Origin of the sequence: Acinetobacter sp. 12966, assembly GCF_031196995.1 — a bacterium.
GTDB classification, from domain to species: Bacteria; Pseudomonadota; Gammaproteobacteria; order Pseudomonadales; family Moraxellaceae; genus Acinetobacter; species Acinetobacter geminorum.
The window spans coordinates 153,825-172,655 of sequence record NZ_JAVIMC010000010.1; the positions used below are offsets into that span (position 1 = coordinate 153,825).

General features: G+C 37.3%; 17 protein-coding genes and 1 pseudogene. 6 read left to right on the plus strand and 12 right to left on the minus strand.

What is annotated here, in order from left to right; all coding sequences use genetic code 11:
• From RFW85_RS02410 to RFW85_RS02420, 3 genes and pseudogenes are all read right to left on the minus strand, one after another.
• Positions 1-750: pseudogene (locus RFW85_RS02410) on the minus strand (fimbrial biogenesis outer membrane usher protein); the annotation flags it as partial.
• Positions 751-760: 10 nt separating this feature from the next.
• Positions 761-1,468, minus strand: coding sequence for a molecular chaperone (locus RFW85_RS02415; RefSeq protein ID WP_170248178.1), 708 nt, complete (start codon positions 1,466-1,468; stop codon positions 761-763).
• An 83-nt stretch (positions 1,469-1,551) separates the two neighbouring features.
• Positions 1,552-2,082 carry a spore coat U domain-containing protein gene (locus RFW85_RS02420; RefSeq protein ID WP_216076515.1) on the minus strand — a complete coding sequence of 177 codons (531 nt, stop codon included), beginning with the start codon at positions 2,080-2,082 and terminating at the stop codon, positions 1,552-1,554.
• A 683-nt stretch (positions 2,083-2,765) separates the two neighbouring features.
• Here RFW85_RS02420 and RFW85_RS02425 point away from each other — a divergent pair.
• The 3 genes from RFW85_RS02425 to RFW85_RS02435 all read left to right on the plus strand — a co-directional run bounded on the left by RFW85_RS02425 (position 2,766) and on the right by RFW85_RS02435 (position 6,270).
• Positions 2,766-4,439, plus strand: a complete 1,674-nt coding sequence (locus RFW85_RS02425; RefSeq protein ID WP_216076514.1) for an FMN-binding glutamate synthase family protein — start codon at positions 2,766-2,768, stop codon at positions 4,437-4,439.
• Positions 4,440-4,649: 210 nt separating this feature from the next.
• Positions 4,650-5,705: a linear amide C-N hydrolase gene (locus tag RFW85_RS02430; RefSeq protein WP_309171095.1), complete on the plus strand. Its 1,056-nt coding sequence runs from the start codon at positions 4,650-4,652 to the stop codon at positions 5,703-5,705.
• Between the two features lie 61 nt (positions 5,706-5,766).
• On the plus strand, positions 5,767-6,270 hold the full coding sequence (locus tag RFW85_RS02435; protein ID WP_170248176.1) for a hypothetical protein: 504 nt from the start codon (positions 5,767-5,769) through the stop codon (positions 6,268-6,270).
• A gap of 56 nt (positions 6,271-6,326) precedes the next feature.
• On the opposite strand, the gene RFW85_RS02440 is transcribed toward RFW85_RS02435, so the two are convergent.
• From RFW85_RS02440 to RFW85_RS02460, 5 genes are all read right to left on the minus strand, one after another.
• Positions 6,327-7,355 carry an alpha/beta hydrolase gene (locus RFW85_RS02440; RefSeq protein ID WP_005039886.1) on the minus strand — a complete coding sequence of 343 codons (1,029 nt, stop codon included), beginning with the start codon at positions 7,353-7,355 and terminating at the stop codon, positions 6,327-6,329.
• Positions 7,355-8,479: a YdcF family protein gene (locus tag RFW85_RS02445; protein ID WP_170248175.1), complete on the minus strand. Its 1,125-nt coding sequence runs from the start codon at positions 8,477-8,479 to the stop codon at positions 7,355-7,357. The genes RFW85_RS02440 and RFW85_RS02445 overlap by 1 nt, the downstream gene beginning before the upstream one ends.
• A gap of 4 nt (positions 8,480-8,483) precedes the next feature.
• Entirely contained in the window at positions 8,484-9,518 is a 1,035-nt protein-coding gene (murB, locus tag RFW85_RS02450) for a UDP-N-acetylmuramate dehydrogenase (protein WP_309171096.1), read from the minus strand.
• Between the two features lie 19 nt (positions 9,519-9,537).
• Positions 9,538-10,041, minus strand: a complete 504-nt coding sequence (locus RFW85_RS02455; protein WP_170248173.1) for a low molecular weight protein-tyrosine-phosphatase — start codon at positions 10,039-10,041, stop codon at positions 9,538-9,540.
• A gap of 332 nt (positions 10,042-10,373) precedes the next feature.
• Positions 10,374-10,601 (minus strand): tautomerase family protein, encoded by a 228-nt coding sequence (locus RFW85_RS02460; protein WP_170248172.1) that lies wholly within the window; start codon positions 10,599-10,601, stop codon positions 10,374-10,376.
• A gap of 62 nt (positions 10,602-10,663) precedes the next feature.
• Here RFW85_RS02460 and RFW85_RS02465 point away from each other — a divergent pair, with 62 nt between their 5' ends.
• Positions 10,664-11,131: a helix-turn-helix domain-containing protein gene (locus tag RFW85_RS02465; RefSeq protein WP_170248171.1), complete on the plus strand. Its 468-nt coding sequence runs from the start codon at positions 10,664-10,666 to the stop codon at positions 11,129-11,131.
• Between the two features lie 181 nt (positions 11,132-11,312).
• On the opposite strand, the gene RFW85_RS02470 is transcribed toward RFW85_RS02465, so the two are convergent.
• Positions 11,313-11,543: a hypothetical protein gene (locus tag RFW85_RS02470; RefSeq protein ID WP_005068773.1), complete on the minus strand. Its 231-nt coding sequence runs from the start codon at positions 11,541-11,543 to the stop codon at positions 11,313-11,315.
• A gap of 288 nt (positions 11,544-11,831) precedes the next feature.
• Positions 11,832-12,161 carry a YcgJ family protein gene (locus tag RFW85_RS02475; protein WP_029767006.1) on the minus strand — a complete coding sequence of 110 codons (330 nt, stop codon included), beginning with the start codon at positions 12,159-12,161 and terminating at the stop codon, positions 11,832-11,834.
• 341 nt (positions 12,162-12,502) lie between these two features.
• Between RFW85_RS02475 and RFW85_RS02480 the strand changes: the two genes are divergently transcribed.
• On the plus strand, positions 12,503-13,660 hold the full coding sequence (locus RFW85_RS02480; protein WP_170248170.1) for an iron-containing alcohol dehydrogenase: 1,158 nt from the start codon (positions 12,503-12,505) through the stop codon (positions 13,658-13,660).
• The gene (locus tag RFW85_RS02485) at positions 13,660-14,094 is read left to right on the plus strand and encodes a thioesterase family protein (RefSeq protein WP_170248169.1); all 435 of its coding nucleotides are present in this window, start codon (positions 13,660-13,662) and stop codon (positions 14,092-14,094) included. Before RFW85_RS02480 ends, RFW85_RS02485 begins: the two co-directional genes overlap by 1 nt.
• Positions 14,095-14,142: 48 nt before the next feature.
• Here the strand turns inward: RFW85_RS02485 and RFW85_RS02490 are convergent, their stop codons facing one another.
• Positions 14,143-16,371 (minus strand): phosphocholine-specific phospholipase C, encoded by a 2,229-nt coding sequence (locus tag RFW85_RS02490; RefSeq protein ID WP_309171097.1) that lies wholly within the window; start codon positions 16,369-16,371, stop codon positions 14,143-14,145.
• 323 nt (positions 16,372-16,694) lie between these two features.
• Positions 16,695-18,812 carry a DNA polymerase III subunit gamma/tau gene (locus RFW85_RS02495; protein WP_240296437.1) on the minus strand — a complete coding sequence of 706 codons (2,118 nt, stop codon included), beginning with the start codon at positions 18,810-18,812 and terminating at the stop codon, positions 16,695-16,697.
• Positions 18,813-18,831 lie beyond the last annotated feature (19 nt).

The following is an 18,831-nucleotide window of genomic DNA, read 5'->3' on the forward strand; positions in this document are numbered from 1 at the left end:
ACTCGACCACTGGAAACCGGCCAGACGGATACTGCTCCCCCAATCCGGGCTATTGGAAATAAAATCCCCTAGGGTATATATCCTGATCTTTTCAGGGTCTACATACTGCCACTTACTTTCCAGTCGTACCCATTTTTCATGACTATAACTATTTTGATTACTACCGTTATATAAAACCCCTGATGAAAAGTTACCAATTGCACTGTTAAAGATCCCCTCAGCCGTACCTGAGAAAACGTTCTCGTCATTGGTTATGGTGTTATACAGACTGTAATTCAGAATGGCTGCGTTTAAGGGTTTCATCTTTAGCAAATGTGGGCTAGTGACCTGCTGGCCACTTAAGTCGACTGAGTAACCCGTTAACATGTTCGATGGAACTTTTAAGTTTAAAGACTGCTCATTTTCCAGATATTTAAACTGAATTCCGTTTAAATCATTAATACACACCCATTGGTTATCTGGGATATCTTCATCCATTTTTAGTCTTAAAGTTCTTAAGTCACGAAAGCGGATATATAATTTTCTATCTTGATCCTGCCGTACCGATATTAAATCTTTAGAAATATTTGAGTTAACAGAAATATTTAAAAATAGCTGTATATATCCTTTATCAGAACCAAATGCATGATAAGAAGAGTCCGTGATTTCTGGAATACTTGGTAAAACAGCATTGGTACTATCTTGTAAAGATTCAGCAAAAGCATGAGTCGGCAAGTATGTAAGACATAAGGCACTTACGAGATATTTCATGTGTGCCTCTTTAAAGAGATGCTTGCTTACCGTTAATATTCAATGAAATATTATATTTATGATCTGCTTGAAATTTAAAATCAGGACTAATATTAAAGTTTCTCGATTTCCCAGCAAGAATATAACCATTCACAGTATTTACTTTAATCGGATAACTTTTTTTCGCAGTTGTATCAACAAGCATTAAATTATTTAAAAGCGCATGTCGATTACCAATGTTACTAATCGTCAGATAAGCATTATTTTGCTCTTGTTGTATTGACCAACTCAGTTTAGTAATCGCATCTTTATTGACTACAAATACAGGTAATGATGAGCGTAGAAGTACGTTTACTCCTTGAGATGCTTTACGACTATCAACAGGTTTTGGTAACTCATCAATAATAATACGATAAGTTTTTTCACCAGAAATAGGTTCTGGATTAATCCTAACTACACGCAAGTTATAAGAATCATTAGGTTGTAGTTTTAAAAATGGTGGACTAATGACAATCTCATCCGTAGGGACTAATTGATCTTGTCCAGCATTTTGCCTCCACTCAAATACACGCACCTGCAAATCAGCACTTTCATTTGACTGGTTATATAAACTAATTGAGGTTGCGCTTTGATCATTTAACATCTCAACACTTACAGGTGAAAGGCGAATTGATGCAGCATTTAGCATACTAGGCAAAAACAACAATAAACTTGTAGCAACAAAGATATTTTTTTTCATGATTTGCCCAACAATACTTTTCTCAAATTGAGCTAGCTCTATTAAACAAGAGCTAGCAATGACACAATAAAACTTATTAAAAATTAGTAAGTCACTGTTACTGTCACAGTATCAAGATAGCTGCCTGCACTTGGCAAAGTAGTGCCAGCAGGAATACGGCCATAAACGTTCACTGTCTGTACATTACCAGTTCCTGTTCCACTATAAGCAGTTGTTGAAATACCAATTGCGGTGGCACGCCCTGTGTCAGAAAAAAGGTTGTAAGGAATATATTCGTTGCTTGTTGCCCCACCAATCATACGGCGTTGTGTCGATTGCGCATTTTTCCCAGCATCGAAGGCTAAAGTCCATGGCACAGTGTTATTACATAAAACTTTAATTGCCGTACCACCTGTTGTTGTGGTGTCTGCATCGACATTGCTAGCAAGAGAACTCAATGTCCCAAAATCCAGAACTGCATTAGCTGTTGTGCCTGTAGCTGACGTATTAAGTACGCAACTATTTGTGATTGTTGCTTTAACAGTTAATGTGCCGGTAGCTGTAGCTGCATTTGCAGCATTCATCGACATTAACCCCATAGCAACTGCTGATAAATAAATGAGAGACTTATTCATGGTTAAAAAAACCTTTTACATTACGCCAATAAAATTAATAGATGTAAAAACTAGCCTTCCCCAATCCAATCACTAGCTTTTTTGACTGTTTTTTCAAAGCGTTATTTTTTCACTCTACTAGTCGCGCATAATACAAAAAAACAACAAAAATACTAATATTGATTTCATTCTAAATATCAATTAATAATTCAAGTTCTGATGAATTTCTCAATTATATAAATTTTTATGATTTTCCTCCTTGTTAAATGTTTTTTTGATAATTTCTTTTCCATTTTTATTAGTTTTTCTAAAAAAATAATATTTTTTCATTAATTAAAATTTACCATAGACTCTCATAATTTATATTTTTTTAATATTTGGTCAAAAAAGTAAGTATAAAAAAGTAAGCTATCAATTGCTCTATATATTTTAAATAAATAAGAAAATAATATTTTATGAATAAGAAATCTAAGCTCTCTATCAAACTTTGCTTTTTTCTTAGAAATTTCAGTGATTAGAGACGAATCTTTATAAATAACACCATGTATCTCTAGCTCAACTATTTCTAAAAATTAAATGAAAAATCAAACCCAATAATCTTTGGATTTTGTTATACCGTCCTTAAGCTAACAATTCCATACTTGTGGTTTTAGTTCCTTCTTGGCAATGTATGTACCAGTAAAACATTAGGAATTTGTTCCAATATGGCGAGTCCAGCACAAATCATTCGACATAAATTTCTCAATACATTCTTTTCACGCCATTCTCTCTGGTTCTTATGTATTTTTACTGCACTCAGCATTACATGGTTTCGCACCGTATATACCCCTCATAGTATCTATTATTTTATTTCAGATACTCTACTTAACGGTTTATGGGTACTCACGGGTGCACTAAGCTTATTAGGCCTTTATGATGTTTTGCAGAATAAACATTCAATTTTAAGAAACTACCCAATTATGGGGCATTTCCGTTTTTTGTTTGAAGATATACGCCCAGAAATTCGTCAATACTTTATTGAAGCGGATCAAGATGCTCTACCTTTTTCGCGTATGCAAAGAAGTCTAGTTTATCAACGTGCTAAAAATGAAAATGCAGATAAACCCTTTGGTTCAATTATTGACGTTTATCAAGAAAACTATCGCTTTATTGTCCACTCAATAAGCCCTTGCCCACCAGCAGATCCAAAGAGTTTCCGTATTCAGGTGGGTAATGCTCAATGCCTTCAACCCTATAGCGCTTCCATTATGAATATCTCTGCCATGAGCTTTGGTAGTTTAAGTGCCAATGCAATTCGTGCACTCAATAAAGGAGCACAATTAGGTGGGTTTTATCACGATACTGGTGAAGGTAGTTTAAGCCCTTATCATCTCGAAAATGGTGGAGATATTGTTTGGCAAATTGCCAGTGGTTATTTTGGTTGTCGTACCCTAGATGGAAAATTTGACGAGCAAAAATTTGCTAAACAATCTCAATTGCCACAGATCAAAATGATCGAATTAAAGCTTTCACAAGGTGCAAAACCGGGTCATGGCGGTATCTTACCTAAGCATAAAATTACCGAAGAGATTGCCCAAATCCGTGGCGTTTCACGCGATCATGATTGTATTTCCCCTGCTAAGCATTCTAGTTTTTCTAACCCAATTGAAATGATGCATTTCTTACAGAAGTTGCGAACATTATCTGGCGGCAAGCCAGTTGGTTTTAAACTGTGTATTGGTCAACCTTGGCAATTTATGAGTATTGTTAAAGCAATGCTTGAAACAAAAATTGTTCCCGACTTTATTGTTGTAGATGGTTCTGAAGGTGGTACTGGTGCGGCACCAATTGAGTTTAGCGATAATATTGGTACGCCATTACGCGAAGGCTTACGCTTTGTGCATAACACTCTTATGGGGGCAGGACTAAGAGATCAAGTTAAAATTGGTGCGAGTGGTAAAATCATTAGTGCTTTTGATATTGCTAGTACTTTTGCACTAGGTGCAGATTGGGTTAACTCAGCACGTGGTTTCATGTTTGCTGTTGGGTGTATTCAGGCACAAAGCTGTCACACTAACCAATGCCCTGTAGGTGTTGCAACCCAAGATAAAGACCGTCAAAAAGCAATTGATGTACCGACCAAATCAGAACGGGTATTTAATTTTCATAAAAATACATTGCATGCTTTGTCAGAAATGATTGCTGCGGCTGGTTTACGCCATCCTTCAGATATTAAAGCCCATCATTTGGCTCAGCGAGTAAACGATCGTGAAATTAAGAACTATGCTCAATTGCATTTTTTCTTAAAAGAAGGTGAACTTTTACAATCTGAACTTAATAACGACGATGATAATTTTTATTATCGAATGTGGAATATGGCTGATGCCGATCATTTTTGATTTATATTGATTCTCTAACTTGAGCATTACATTTATAGTGTGATGCTCTTCCATATTTAAAAATAATATGTGATTTTTGATTAAATTCCACTCTCTTTTTAATTTGTATTTAATCGATTTTTCACCTAATATAAAAGTATAAATAACGTACACACTTTAATTTTATTTCATAAAAATTTTTTAATGCTTATAACAAGAAGGTACCTCATCATGTTAAAAAAAACATTCATCTCTTCTTTTGTCGCACTGGCAGTAGGTTTAAGTAGCTATGCTGTTGCTTGTACACGTGCCGTATATTTAGGCAATAACCAACATATTATTACTGCTCGCTCAATGGACTGGAAAGTTGATACAGGTACAAATTTATGGATTATGCCAAGTGGAGTAGCTCGTGATGGAAGCGCAGGCCCCAATTCAATAAAATGGACATCTAAATATGGAAGTGTGATTGCCACAGGTTATGAAGTTTCTACAGCAGATGGAATGAACGAAGTCGGCTTAGTTGCCAATATTTTATGGTTAGTGGAATCTCAATACCCAGATGTAAAAAAAACAGATAAACCGTTACTTAGTATCGCAGCTTGGGCGCAATATGTGCTCGATAATTTTGCAACTGTAGATGAAGCCGTTAAAGCCCTAGAAAAAGAACCATTCACTATCGTTAGTGATAATGTTCCAGGTGAATCAAGATTAAGTACACTACATTTATCTATTTCTGACAAAACAGGTGACAGTGCAATTATTGAATATATTGACGGAAAGCAAGTGATTCACCATAGCCGAAGTTATCAGGTTATGACCAATTCACCGACTTTTGATAAACAACTCGCACTTGCTGAATATTGGAAACAAATCGGTGGAACCATCATGCTTCCAGGCACTAACCGTGCATCAGATCGTTTTGCCCGCGCATCATTTTATATTAATGCAATTCCTAAAAACGATGATGTAAAACGCGCTCAAGCCTCTGTATTTAGTGTAATTCGTAATATTTCGGTTCCTTATGGTTTAAATACTCAAGAAGAGCCAAATATTTCTTCAACTCGCTGGCGAACTGTTGCTGATCATAAACAGATGCTCTATTTCTTTGAGTCAGCCTTATCACCGAATGTATTTTGGGTAGATTTAAAAAAAATAAATTTTAAAGATGGTAAAACACGTAAACTTGACTTAGGACCAGAGCAAAGCCATACCTATGCAGGCGATGCAACCTCTGCTTTTAAAGTTGCAAAGCCATTTTTATTTTTAAATCCAACTATTCGTTAATTTATGTCAAAATTATTGGCCTTAACATAAATAATATTAAACATACTATCTTGGAATTTATATGATGAAGCCATCTCTACTCTTATTGGGTTCTTGTCTACTTACAACGGCTTGCAGCATCACACAATTTGGTACAGATAAAGCAACAGCTCCTACAGTAGTAAAGACAGCTGGTCAGCTCAACTGTTTACCAACTGAATTATGTCCTAGCTTGCTCGTTAAATGGAACGAGAATCAAAAAGATCAGCTGCGCGTAGATGTTCATTTAAGTAGTAGTTATAACTTTTATGATATTAACGAGTTAATATTTGATATTGATGGGAAGCGATTTACTTATCAGCCCGCTCAAGCGACTGAAAAAACGAATGTAAGTCGATTAGTGCCTAAACATTCAACAACTTTCTTTATTATTCCAAGCCAATTCTTAAAAGAGTTTAAAAATGCTCAAAATGTAAACGTTTTGATAAAAACGGATAAAGGAACGATTGAACGCAATATGTATAGTCCACAAAAACAATCATCAGTTTATAAAAACTTTATGCAGCTTTATCAAAATTCAAAATAAAGCAGATAGATTGAGTCATGCATCTATCCAAAATTATTGGATAGATGCATTATTTTTTAATAATAAAAATGTTTGGGCTTTGCATGCAAAAAGGCCGGAATCAATCCTGTCAAAGCCGCACGTATATCTGCACGTTCATTAATTAATTGATGTGAACCTTCTTCAAGCATTAATAGTGTTTGAAGCCTAAATTTACGACGAATAAATTCAATGTTGTAACGCCAGTCAACCGTTTGATCGAGAGCACCTTGTGCAAGCCAAACAGGAATACGGCAAGCGGGCCGCTCTTCCATTTCTTGCATCCATTTTGACATTGCCAAAATCCAGTCCATCCCCATCATCCGAGGCTGCAACGGATCTTTTAAGCGAATAAACCGCAAAAATTCAGGGTTATGATTATTACGTCTAAAGTGTCTTGGTACTTGGCGTTTAATACGGCGAATAATGCCTAACCCGACCGGATTATGCCACCATGCGGTTTTTGCAGGGCGAATCAAAGGAGAAAGTAATAAGACTCTATCTACAATCGGATCTTGGCGTTTTTCAGCATATTCTAATAAATGATGCATCCAAATTGCCCCGCCCGTGCTTTGCCCAATTCCAACCCAAGGTTTAGGCAACTGATCTGCATGTTTCACATATTGATAAACAGCCATCAAAACTTGTTGGTAGTGGTCAAAATTTTGAATACTTGCTGGTGAACCGTTACTTAAACCATGCCCTGGTAAGTCGTAGGTAATAACACTAAAGCCTTGTTCAAGAATTTCACGAATGATGGGCTGATAAATACCGCTATGCTCAAGATAGCCATGTAACAAGCAAACGGTACCTTGTATTTTGTCTATTTTAGGTTTGAAAACTTGCACATGCAAACGGAATAATGGCATTTGAACATAGCCTTGCCAATGGTCACATTCAAGTAAATGTAAACCATACAATTTGCGATAGGCTAGCAAATCACGAGAAGGTTCTTCTAATGTATTTAAATTAAGTGGGCTCAAAACCTGCGGCGTAAGATCACGATTAGGAACCGGTAAATCTAATTGTTTTAATACGGCAGGATTGAGAAATGGAATATCTGACATTAAGGAACCTCTCGACAATCACTTGAGCCAAACAACATGTCACGAATTGTCGCAAGTAATTCATAATTTGCACGGCGGCTATGATCGTAATTTTGTACACTTGGTTGCCAACGTGTCAGTGGAGTTGGCATTGGAGCTACAACAGGAATAGTTTCTATACCATTTAAAGCAAACAGTCGGCGTGTACGTGGCATGTGATATTCATCTGTAACCAACATGACCGTAGGTGCACCGCCTTTTTTCTGAAGCAATAAAGAGCTAAAACGAGTATTTTCACATGTATTCATACTACGCTTTTCTAATAGCTTTGCATCAACACCGCGCTCTTTTAACCAAGCTTGCATATAAGGTGCTTCTACACCGCTAAGCACAATAGGCAGATGATTTTGTTTTTCAACTTCTAAAGTTTTTTCTAATCGCAAACGCGTATAGCCATTAACTACAATATCCTTACCATTTTTATCTAAGGTTAATCCGCCCCCCAACACAACAATTGCATAAGGTTCTGATAACTTTTTAGGTTGTGCAGGCAATGGATTTTTACGCACATACTCGACTTTTTGTTCAGGTTCACTGACAGCTTCTTGATGCTCTGGCACCACAGGTTTTCTGGCTAAAAACTCGGTATATTGTTCAGTAAGCGCTTTATTTTCAGAACTACTAATAAAGAGTGCCTCGTCAACCGGACTACTCGCTTCGTCTGCAGCATCAATTTCTGAGTTTTTAGCGACTAAAGGAACTGTTACAGAGGCTGCTTGTTCTTCTGAATTCTGTTCCTTTTCTTCTAAAAGAATAATTTGCTGTAAGGCTTTATAATTCTCTTGAATATAGGTCAGATCAGATGTCTTTTTTTCACGTAACGCTTGCTCTGTCAGTTTTAAATAGGCCTGACGAGCAATCCATAAATTCGAACCCGGCTCTAAATTATCATGCTCACTTAATGCGGCTTGTCTCTGGCTTTCAGCTGCGACTTGATTAACATCAACAGGTACAAAATAGTTAAGCCCAGCTACAATAAGTTTTGAATAAAATGGTGAATATAAAAAAACCACGAAACAGCCTAATAGTACAAATAGTACGGTGACTACTTGTACTAAACGTACCATTAAGTGTACTTTTGGCATAAAATTATTCCGTATGATTTTCAATTAAACCTAAACTGTTATAAAGCACAGGCTCTGGTTCTAACATAATATGGAAACGCTGATCAACATCATGTTGAACAGCTTGATAAGTTTTCCTTACATCAGCTAGAGATGCATTGGCATAATTCACCAGAACTAATGCCTGTTTATGGAACATCCCTACCATATCGAGTTGCTTCCCTTTCCAACCCGCCTGATCAATTAACCATCCTGCTGCAATTTTAACGTTTCCGTTAGCTTGAGGATAATGTGGAATTGTTGAGAATTGTGTGATTAAACGTTCAAACTCTTGAGGTTTAACAATCGGATTTTTAAAGAAACTCCCGACATTTGGATATTCTTTTGGATCAGGGAGTTTACTTTGACGGATATGGATGACCTGATTTTGTAAATTTTCGGCAGTCTGATTGTCTCCAACTGCTTGTTTCAAATCGCCGTAGTTTAGTTTTAAATGCGGCTGTTTAAGCAATTTAAAAGTGACATGCGTGATAATGTAACGGTTCGGATCATCTTTAAAAATACTATGGCGGTATGCAAAATGGCAGTCAGCCGCTAAAATTGTCTGAATTTGCTTCAATTTACGGTCATACACTTGTACCGACTCAATAAACTCGCCTACCTCTACCCCATACGCCCCAATGTTTTGTACGGGTGAAGCACCGACTAAGCCTGGAATAAGGGCTAAATTTTGCAAACCAAACCAGTTCTGTTCAGTGCTGTATAAAACAAAATCATGCCAGACTTGACCTGCGCCTACTTTAACTCGCACAAAATCTTGATCGTTTGATAAAACTTCAATTCCCTGAATATCAAGATGAATCACTAAAGCATTGATCTGCTGCGGCAATAACATATTACTACCGCCCGATAGTACAAGTACATTTAACTGATGCTGCTCAGCAAACTCTAAAGCTGCTTCAATATCTTGAATATTGCCAACTTTAGTATAGTGAGAAACAGTTGCATCTAAACTTAAAGTATTGAATGGCTTAAGCTGTACTTGATTCTGAATTTGCATTGTATTGAAAAACCTATTCTTAAACATTCAATTGTTTTTTTAAAATATTAACCCACGCCAAACTACTGGACTCACATTGATTGAGTACACGTTCAAAACCATCAGCACCGCCATAATAAGGATCAGGCAACGCTTGTTGTGGATATTCAGGATCATGCTCACTCATTAAAGCTACTTTTGCACGAATTTGGTGTGCGCCATATTGAGAAACGGCTCTTTGCAACACGTCATGAATATCTTCAAAATTTTGATGATCCATTGCCAAAATCAAATCAAACTCTAAAAAGTCTTGGGTTGAAAGTTGTCTTGCACGTAAAGATGATAGGTCATAGCCCCTTTTCTGAGCATGCAACTGACTACGCTGATCTGGTGCTTTATTTGGATGATAATTACTCGTTCCAGCTGAATCGACAATGACATTGAGTTGATGTGCGTCACAATAATGTCTGAAAACCACCTCAGCCGTGGGAGAACGGCAAATATTTCCTAAACAGACACATAACACCTTATATTGTGTTTCCATTAGAAATGACTTCCAAACATTTGAATTACATAAAAATAAACAGGATCATGCACAATCTTAACAGACTATAAGTTTGTGAGAACCGAATTGACCATTGTGACTTGTTGCATTTTGTCAAAACTCACTTGGGTTGAAAAGGAAAATAATGTTTATCAATAGATTAAAAGTTGATAAATCAGGCGATAAATTAGCTAATTTTGTATTTTTTGTAGTAATTAAATAAAGCTATCTAAACAGTGTTCTTTTGATTGCAACCTAAAGTTCATTAGACTGGATAAATTAAACAAATGTCTGTTAAATAAAAATGAAGCCCTAATTTATAGGGCTTTACATCACTTAGATGCGGTGATTAATTCTATCATTTCCTTCGTAGGCCTTAAGCTACCTAGTTGCCAACGCTCAGGAGGATGTTCGTCAATTCTGATCCATACATGTTCTCGAAAAGCAGGATTTCCCTTTCCTTCAATTTCTACAAATAAATCTGTTATTCGCTTAAAAAGCTCAGCCTTACTATCTTTATCTAGTAAACCTTCTATAGTTTGTATATTTATAAATGGCATAATGCTACCTGAATTAATGCTAGGTCTAAATTATAGACTCATACTAATTGGAGCTTTCTCTGATGTCAAATCAAATTATTCCGGATCATAAATTTCCAGTAGATGTATGCGGGATCTTTAAAATTACAGAAATATTGAATGACAGATGGACGATCCTCTTGTTAAGAGAAGCCTTCTATGGGGTAACAAAATTTAATGATTTTCTAGAAAATACAGGCATATCAAAGCAAATTTTATCTAATCGTCTAAAGCATCTTATCCAATTAGAAATATTTGAACTGTCAATTTATAAAGAAGTTGGTGTGAGAGAGCGTAAAGAATACTTACTTACTAAAAAAGGCAAAAGTCTAAATATTGTTTTACTCGCCATGCTTGAATCTGGCGGTAATTTCATTGAAGCTGGTAAAGATGCGTTGAAAGTTTTTAATAAGAGTACTAATGATGAACTTAAATTAAAACTTGTTGATTCTTCTAATCAAGTTATAGATTTTAAGAATTTGGAACTTAAGCTCATTCATTGCAAAAAATAAATTTTTATAACTTAGCTACACTGATCATAAAGTCCTCAGCATACTTTTATAAAGAAATAAAAAAAGCCTACTCTTTCAAGTAGGCTTTCCCCTTATGACTTTTGCGCTGATCATTAAGGTTTATTGTTGTTTAAAGCAACGGAAGGATATTACAGAAATACTTAATAATAAAAAAGCTTATTTACTTAACTGAATGTAAGTACTCATAGGCTCCTTTTTCATTACTTTCCAGCTTAATGACTGCATCTGTTTCATCATTTAGTGTCAGGTTAAATACTTTTTCACCATCATATGAAATTTGATGCCCCATACGAAACTCTGAATCAAGTGACTCAAGAATAATAAAATTTCCTTCGTTGTTAGAAGCAATATAGTAAGTGTTGTTCCGATGAACATATCTAATTGTGTACATCACTATTTAAATTCCACCTAAAATTATGTTTTTTCTTAATAATAAAAAGATCTTTGTTCCCTTCCCAATCAGAAAAGATCCTACCGAAAACTAAACCCTCCCTTATTAATTATTACCCCTGATCATTTAGTATTTTTTCACCCTATACTATTAAATTGATATTACAGAAATACTTAATAATAAAAAACCCCGCCATTAGTCGATAGTTAGCGGGGTCTTTTGCGATTTAATTTTACTTTAATAGACTCATCTATCAGAGATATTTACCTCATTTCTGAAATAGAAAAATTATTTATTTTTAAAAAGCTTATCTGTCATTTTTCTATCGATTTTACTGCGATGCCCATTCTCAAAGTATCGATCGACATGGCATAGTTTTGTTTTAGTATCACAGAACACACCGTTTGAGAGCGTAAACGCTGAAGTATCAAAATCACCTTGAGAGAAGGCTTTATTCGCTTTATAAGTGCCTAAATATTTAGCTGTAAGCTTTTTAGAAACACCTTTTTTGTCAGCACAAATATATTTGTCACAAATTACACCTTTTGTAGGCGAATATACACTAGAGCTGGTTTTCGCGATTGCTGCCGAGCTAAGCATCAAACACGTACATCCCATAATACTAAGAAAAGTTTTAGAAATTTTCACTTTTTAGAACCGATAAAATTATAAATTGTTAAGGCATTATATAAATTAGAAGCTTGCCAGAAAATCTACAGAACCCTATAAATAACAAAAAGCCCACTTTTCGACGAGGGTTTAAATATTTTGGTAATCCTCACTTACATATCGGACCCAACATTGCAAAAAAGTATTTATCTATGGGTGGCACAAGGCTTAAGAAAAGTATAGTCACGTCAGAACTACTTTATTTTAAAGTTTCTTATGCTAACTTATTTGGAGATTGAATCTTATAGAACCATTCAACAATAATGTTCAAAAATAAGGAAATAATGTATATGAGCCATTTTCAATTTCAAACCGTTCCAAATATCATCTCTGGCTTAGGCTCTATACAAGAATTACAAAATGTTTTGTCATCAAAAGCTTACCGTAAGTTATTACTAGTCACCGATGCAGGCATGGTTAAAAATCAATTACACCGTCCCATTCTTCAAATTTTAGATAACCTCAATATTGAATATGTCATCTATGCCAATGTGCAAGCTGATCCGCCTGAACAAGTAGTACTAGATGCAGCCAATTATGCAAAACAGCAAAATGTTGATGCCATTATTGGTTTTGGTGGTGGTAGTTCTCTAGATGTTGCAAAAGTTATTGCTTTACTCGCCCACCCTAACCAGACTCAAAGTTTGCAAGAGATGTACGGCGTAAACCAAGTCACCACAGCTCGTCTTCCGCTTATTTTGATTCCTACTACAGCCGGTACAGGCTCAGAAGTAACGCCAATCTCAATTGTCACTACAGGTGAGACGACAAAGATGGGGATTGTCTCTCCAGTACTCTACGCCGACACTGCGATTCTTGATGCTACTTTTACTCAAAACCTTCCAGCACATATTACCGCTGCAACAGGTATTGATGCGATGGTACATGCTATTGAGGCATATACCTCTAAACATAAAAAAAATATTTATACGGATATTTTAGCCAAGCATGCTTTGAAGTTGTTAAATCATAACTTACCAAAAGTTCTTAAAGATGGTAATGATTTAGAAGCACGTCAAAACATGCTGTTCGGTTCAATGCTCGCAGGTCAAGCGTTTGCAAACTCGCCTGTTGCCGCTGTACATGCTTTAGCTTACCCATTGGGCGGTCATTTTCATTTGTCGCATGGACATACCAATGCCTTAGTGCTGGTTGAAGTATTAAAATTTAATGCACCAAATGCAAAAAAATACTATGCAGAACTTATGCAATGGCTTGATCCATATAGTAATGGCAGCACCGATGGTTTATGCGATCTGTTCATTGACCATATGCAGAACCATTTAGACCGTAGTGGTTTGACTTTAAGACTTAGTGATTTGGGTATTGAAGAGTCTAGCTTACCAAGGCTTGCTCAAGATGCCATGTTGCAAACCCGTTTACTACAAAATAACCCACGAGACATGACAGAAGCCGCTGCTTTGGCAATTTATCAGGCGATTCATTAATGACTAAACCAGTTTTAAAAACCCGTGATCAATTTAAGTTCTTTTTAGACATCCAAACTCGCTGGGCAGATAACGATATTTATGGTCATGTGAATAATGTGACTTACTATAGCTACTTCGATACAGCCGCCAATGCTTTGCTTATTCAAAAAGCAGGTTTTGATATTCATGAAGCAAAATCAATTGGCTTAGTGGTCGATTCTGCTTGTAGTTTTCTTCAGGAATTATCATTTCCAGAAATTATTCAGGTAGGTGTTGCGATTGGTAAAATTGGTACTACTTCATTGCGCTATGAATTGGCAATCTTCAAACAAGGTCAGGACCAAGCCTCAGCTCAAGGACATTTTGTACATGTTTTTGTTGATCGCGAAACGCGTAAGACTGTGCCAATTTCCGAGACAGTTCGTGAGGTTTTAGAGAGTTATTTATTATAAAAAATGAGGCAAAAAGAAAATACACAGCTCTTTTTGCCTCGTCTTAGCTTACATCATTGCAGGATCACTAAAGGAATCTTTACCTGTTTCGACTCGGCCAGCAAAACGTCGGTAATAATATGGATCACTCTGACTGGTGATTTCAAAATCATACCAATGCCCAACATCAGCCAAAGCCCAATGTTGCTTAACAATCTGTCCCGCTTTTACGGTAATTTGTAATGGCGCATCTTGTCGATAGGCACAAGGTTTTACTGTCAATATTGCATCCTTCGTTCCTTCATTCATGAGTTCGACATAAACATCACCGTTCGCAATGTCATAGCACACTCGAATTTCAGGTTTAATACCATTATCGATAATACGTTGAGTATCCCCTTTAAAATGGCGGTGGTAGCCATTTGGACCAAGTACCCATAGGTCATAACGGCCTAAGTTATCGTTTAAAGCATCCCATTCATCATCTAAAGTTTTATTCGGCTCGACAATATAACGCTTTGGAATACGGTCTAAATTGAGCTTGTCATAAACATGAAAAACCGCTGCTTGCTGACCTGTATTAGAGAAAATCAATTGTACTTTGCCGTCGGCTTTACAGCGTGCACTGGTATGCAACTCGTAAGGTAGCGCACGCGAAAGACGTATACCACTTTGCTGGATCGGTAACTTTACATCCGTGGGTACAGGAACAGCTGGCAGAGCTTCTTGATTTTCTCTTAGTGTATCTGCCTGCACACGTGTTTGTTTACCATTCAGATGAGGTAAAACATCTGCATTTGGTGTTTTAAAGTTAAATGCACTGGTTAAATCGCCACATACTGCGCGGCGGTATGGACTAATATTCGGCTCTTTCACACCGAAACGTTTTTCTAAAAACATGAGTACGGAAGTATGGTCAAAAACTTGCGAGTTCACCCAACCACCACGACTCCATGGAGAAATCACATATAACGGAACACGAGGACCCGGACCATAAACGCGTCCATCAGGTGTAGGCTGAGAATGGCTTCCTTCAGGTGCAGCATGATCGAAATATTCGTCCTGCATATCGGCACTACTTAATGTCGATTTACCTGCGTACTGGCCGTTTTTAAGTCGAGATGGCGCTGACGGTGATGGTACATGGTCAAAGTAACCATCATTTTCATCGAAATTGATAATAAGTGCTGTTTTACTCCAAACCTCTGGCACAGCAGTTAAAGCATCAATAATTTCTTGAATAAACCATGCCCCTTGAACGGGGCTTGAAGGGTCTGGATGTTCGCAATAAATCGATGGCGCGTTAATCCAAGAGACTTGAGGTAACTTCCCTTCACGAATGTCGCGTTTAAAAGCGTCGAGATACTCTTCTGGTTTATTGCCCGGTAGCGTATTTGCAATGCCCTTATATAATGGATTTTTGGCATTATCCGTTTCAGCATCATAGGCTTTATACGGTAGTTTTTGACCCGTATTCGCATACGGTTTATTCGGTTCACCGCCACTTGCAACCGGATAGCCAGACGCAATGTTCGCCTTTCTAAATGAACGAAATGCCCCAAGCATGTTATCGCCCCATTCATCCGGCATATTTTGATAACAAATCCAACTTACTCCTGCATCTTCTAAGCGCTCAGCGTAAGTCTTCCATGTATAACCGCGATCTGCCGTCGCTGGGTTACCATCAATCCAGTCCCACTCATTGTTTACAAATGAACGTTTGGTCGGTGTTGCACCATTTGTCCCCGTTAAATGATAGGACCGGTTTGCATCTGTTCCAGTGTGCATAGAGCAATGGTAGGCATCACAAATCGTAAAAGCATTCGCAAGTGCAAACTGATATGGAATTTCTTTTTCTTTAAAATAACCCATAGATATATCAGTTTTATGGGCTGGCCAGTTCGCCATACGCCCATTGTCCCAAGCCAGCTGACTGTCATCCCATGTGTGAGGCGTACCCTCTGCACGCTGTGCATTATTGGCTGTACCATCTAAGTGAAAAGGCGTTAAGACTTGCCCATTACTTCTAAGCTGCTCCCAAACACGGCGGCCACTTGGCAAAGGAATCGTAAAACGATCAGCAAACCCTCGAACACCTTTTAACGTTCCAAAGTAATGATCAAAAGATCGGTTTTCCTGCATTAAAATAATAACGTGTTCAACATCCTGAATGGTTCCAGTTTTATTATTTGCAGGAATTGCTAAAGCTTTTTGAATACTAGATGGGAACGCTGCCAATGCCGCAGCACCAAAACCCATATTTAAAGAGTAATTTAAAAATTTACGACGTGTAATCATGATTAGGTTCTTTTTATTATTTAAGTTTATGGAGCACAGCGCATTACAGGTTTTTTCCCTGTATCTGGTGTATTTGAATTATCATTTGCCGAGTCGTTACAACCACTCAGCAGAATCGCGCCGATTAATAAAAAATATGAATATTTAAAGGAAGTTATTCCTGAGCATTGCCTTTTCATTGCTATGTACAATCCATTTAAAATCTAAAATGGCTAACATAGAAAAGTACAATGACAGTGACATGACCCCAATATTTCAATCCAGTGAAAAATATGAAAAGTCTATTATTTTCATATTCTGCACCAGATCAAAATCAGATGAATCTAAGGCTTTAATTGAATATTTTGTAGCTCGCCATCAAAAGTTTCTATCAGACTCTTAATAACTGGCTGTTGATGCAATAGCTCAGCTGCTCGGTGAAAAGCTTTTTCTTTACGCGCACTTTGAATGGTATACGGTGTAGATGTATTTAAAGCACCATATTCAACTGTAAATTGAGTATTCGGCCATTGCTCATTTAATGCATCAATAAGGCCTTGTTGTAATTGGGTCAGCATATTTTCATATTCTTGAGGAATATGGAAAATAGTATTGCCACCAATTTCACCAGTCATCACACCATGTTGAGCAAGTTCTTGAACAGCTGGAGAAAGCTGACTATTTCTAAACCAATATTCCCACTTTTCGAGTGTCCATTCACCTTCTAAAACTTGAGGAGAAAGCTTCAAGATATCTTGAGGCATCAATTGACCGTGATCAGTTGCACTAGACTCTTTTACAACGGGAACTGTTTCAACAACAACTTCAGCCTGCACCAATGACTGCTGCTCAATAACAGGTTCAGAAGACAAATCAGGAGTTATAGGCGCATCTTGATCAAGAGAAAATTCAGCGCTAGATGTCTCAAACAAACCTTGAGGCTCAGTAGCAAAAGCTGGTTCTGGTTCAATTTGTTTTGCTTGGGTTTCTGCCTGAGCTTGTACTAAATTTTGTTCGGGTACCGGAATGAAATCTTCTTCCAGAACACTAACAGTCTTTTGAACAACTGCTGACTCAAGCCCAATCAACTCATGATGATTTGGGTCAAATACCATTAAATCCTGATTAGACTGAGGTTCAGGTTCAGGTTCAGGTTCAGGTTCAGGTTCAGGTTCAGGTTCAGGTTCAGGTTCAGGTTCAGGTTCAGGTTCAGGTTCAGGTTCAGGTTCAACCATAGCGGGCTGGTTAATAACTTCAACAGGTTGAACCGCATTTACTGGAGTAATCTCTTGGACCGTTGGCTGAGCTTGTGAATTTAGACCTACTTCTGCTTGTCCATTTTGTTGAACAGGCTCTGACACCACAATTTCATTTGGTGCTAAAGGACGGAATGCCAACAAACGTAAAACACACATTTCAAAACCTTGCTCTTGCGTCACGGCAAGTTGCAAGTCTGAACGACCTTTACATGCGATTTGGTAATATAGCTGTAAATCTTGAGCAGAAATCAGCTTAGACAGTTGCATGATCTTGCGATTGATTTCATCGCTATATTTCAAACTCAAATCAGGTAGATATTGCAAAATTGCCAATTCATGCAATGTCGAAATGAGCTGATCAAGCACGAGTGAAACATCTAGCGCTTGGTGTCTAAATTGTAATAAAAGCTGACTAACTTTCTCACGTTGGTTTTGATGAATCGCCAAAATCAAATCATAAATGATCGTACGGTCGATTAGACCAAGCATTTCTTTAACATCTTGGTGATGTACAGAACCCTGCCCGTAAGCAATGGCTTGATCAGTTAAAGATAATGCATCACGCAGTGAACCTTGGGCAGATTCAGCAATTTGCCAAATTGCATCTTGATCAGCATTAATTTGCTCTTTTTCAAGAATAGCGCCAAGATGCTTGGTAATTTCATCAACGGCTAAAGGTCGTAGAGTAAATTGCAAACAACGTGAAATGACTGTAATCGGTAGCTTTTGTGGATCAGTCGTAGCAAACAGAAACTTAACGTGTTCCGGTGGTTCTTCTAGTGTTTTTAATAACGCATTAAAAGAATGCGTCGATAGCATATGTACTTCGTCAATCAGATAAACTTTAAAACGACCTTGCGTTGGCGCATAAGGAACGTTGTCTAAAAGTTCACGCGTATCTTCTACTTTGGTTCTTGAAGCAGCATCGATTTCGATCAGGTCAATAAAACGGCCTTCATTTACCGCTTTACATGTTGCACAGACTTCACATGGTGTGGAAGTCACACCCGTTTCGCAGTTCAAACACTTGGCTAAAATACGTGCAATTGTAGTTTTACCTACACCACGCGTTCCTGTAAATAAATAAGCATGGTGAAGACGACCACGTTCCAATGCACTACTTAATGCACGAGAAACATGGTTTTGCCCCACTAACTCATTGAAATTACGTGGACGGTATTTTCTAGCAAGTACTTGATACATGTATGCTCCTTGTTACAGG

Bases quoted from the DNA above. Each gene is read 5' to 3' on its own strand.
- RFW85_RS02415 (WP_170248178.1), bottom strand. From the start codon at position 1,468: ATGAAAAAAAATATCTTTGTTGCTACAAGTTTATTGTTGTTTTTGCCT.
- RFW85_RS02420 (WP_216076515.1), bottom strand. From the start codon at position 2,082: ATGAATAAGTCTCTCATTTATTTATCAGCAGTTGCTATGGGGTTAATG.
- RFW85_RS02425 (WP_216076514.1), top strand. From the start codon at position 2,766: ATGGCGAGTCCAGCACAAATCATTCGACATAAATTTCTCAATACATTC.
- RFW85_RS02430 (WP_309171095.1), top strand. From the start codon at position 4,650: ATGTTAAAAAAAACATTCATCTCTTCTTTTGTCGCACTGGCAGTAGGT.
- RFW85_RS02435 (WP_170248176.1), top strand. From the start codon at position 5,767: ATGATGAAGCCATCTCTACTCTTATTGGGTTCTTGTCTACTTACAACG.
- RFW85_RS02440 (WP_005039886.1), bottom strand. From the start codon at position 7,355: ATGTCAGATATTCCATTTCTCAATCCTGCCGTATTAAAACAATTAGAT.
- RFW85_RS02445 (WP_170248175.1), bottom strand. From the start codon at position 8,479: ATGCCAAAAGTACACTTAATGGTACGTTTAGTACAAGTAGTCACCGTA.
- murB (WP_309171096.1), bottom strand. From the start codon at position 9,518: ATGCAAATTCAGAATCAAGTACAGCTTAAGCCATTCAATACTTTAAGT.
- RFW85_RS02455 (WP_170248173.1), bottom strand. From the start codon at position 10,041: ATGGAAACACAATATAAGGTGTTATGTGTCTGTTTAGGAAATATTTGC.
- RFW85_RS02460 (WP_170248172.1), bottom strand. From the start codon at position 10,601: ATGCCATTTATAAATATACAAACTATAGAAGGTTTACTAGATAAAGAT.
- RFW85_RS02465 (WP_170248171.1), top strand. From the start codon at position 10,664: ATGTCAAATCAAATTATTCCGGATCATAAATTTCCAGTAGATGTATGC.
- RFW85_RS02470 (WP_005068773.1), bottom strand. From the start codon at position 11,543: ATGTACACAATTAGATATGTTCATCGGAACAACACTTACTATATTGCT.
- RFW85_RS02475 (WP_029767006.1), bottom strand. From the start codon at position 12,161: ATGGGATGTACGTGTTTGATGCTTAGCTCGGCAGCAATCGCGAAAACC.
- RFW85_RS02480 (WP_170248170.1), top strand. From the start codon at position 12,503: ATGAGCCATTTTCAATTTCAAACCGTTCCAAATATCATCTCTGGCTTA.
- RFW85_RS02485 (WP_170248169.1), top strand. From the start codon at position 13,660: ATGACTAAACCAGTTTTAAAAACCCGTGATCAATTTAAGTTCTTTTTA.
- RFW85_RS02490 (WP_309171097.1), bottom strand. From the start codon at position 16,371: ATGATTACACGTCGTAAATTTTTAAATTACTCTTTAAATATGGGTTTT.
- RFW85_RS02495 (WP_240296437.1), bottom strand. From the start codon at position 18,812: ATGTATCAAGTACTTGCTAGAAAATACCGTCCACGTAATTTCAATGAG.